1 protein-coding gene is annotated in these 1,065 nt (G+C 64.3%); it reads left to right on the top strand.

The window, feature by feature from the left end; all coding sequences use genetic code 11:
* Positions 1–109 precede the first annotated feature (109 nt).
* On the top strand, positions 110–1,060 hold the full coding sequence (locus L540_RS21135) for an IS481-like element IS481 family transposase (RefSeq protein ID WP_010930208.1): 951 nt from the start codon (positions 110–112) through the stop codon (positions 1,058–1,060).
* Positions 1,061–1,065 lie beyond the last annotated feature (5 nt).

Below are 1,065 nucleotides of genomic sequence, written 5' to 3'. Positions count from 1 at the left end.
CCGGCGCCTAGCTGTGAAGATTCAATAGGTTGTATGCATGGTTCATCCGAACCGGATTTGAGAAACTGGAAATCGCCACCCCCCCAGTTCACTCAAGGAGCCCGGCCGGATGAACACCCATAAGCATGCCCGATTGACCTTCCTACGTCGACTCGAAATGGTCCAGCAATTGATCGCCCATCAAGTTTGTGTGCCTGAAGCGGCCCGCGCCTATGGGGTCACCGCGCCGACTGTGCGCAAATGGCTGGGCCGCTTCCTGGCTCAGGGCCAGGCGGGCTTGGCCGATGCGTCCTCGCGCCCGACGGTCTCGCCCCGAGCGATTGCGCCGGCCAAGGCGCTGGCTATCGTGGAGCTGCGCCGCAAGCGGCTGACCCAAGCGCGCATCGCCCAGGCGCTGGGCGTGTCAGCCAGCACCGTCAGCCGCGTCCTGGCCCGCGCCGGTCTGTCGCACCTGGCCGACCTGGAGCCGGCCGAGCCGGTGGTGCGCTACGAGCATCAGGCCCCCGGCGATCTGCTGCACATCGACATCAAGAAGCTGGGACGTATCCAGCGCCCTGGCCACCGGGTCACGGGCAACCGACGCGATACCGTTGAGGGGGCCGGCTGGGACTTCGTCTTCGTGGCCATCGATGACCACGCCCGCGTGGCCTTCACCGACATCCACCCCGACGAGCGCTTCCCCAGCGCCGTCCAGTTCCTCAAGGACGCAGTGGCCTACTACCAGCGCCTGGGCGTGACCATCCAGCGCTTGCTCACCGACAATGGCTCGGCCTTTCGCAGCCGCGCCTTCGCCGCGCTGTGCCATGAGCTGGGCATCAAGCACCGCTTTACCCGACCTTACCGCCCACAGACCAATGGCAAGGCCGAACGCTTCATCCAGTCGGCCTTGCGTGAGTGGGCTTACGCTCACACCTACCAGAACTCCCAACACCGAGCCGATGCCATGAAATCCTGGCTACACCACTACAACTGGCATCGACCCCACCAAGGCATCGGGCGCGCTGTACCCATCTCCAGACTCAACCTGGACGAATACAACCTATTGACAGTTCACAGGTAGCCGCG

The organism is Bordetella pseudohinzii (genome assembly GCF_000657795.2).
GTDB classification, from domain to species: domain Bacteria; phylum Pseudomonadota; class Gammaproteobacteria; order Burkholderiales; family Burkholderiaceae_B; genus Bordetella; species Bordetella pseudohinzii.
This window is presented reverse-complemented; position numbering and strand designations above follow the sequence as displayed.

Excerpts from the sequence above, each read along its gene's own strand:
- L540_RS21135 (WP_010930208.1), top strand. The coding sequence starts at position 110 with ATGAACACCCATAAGCATGCCCGATTGACCTTCCTACGTCGACTCGAA.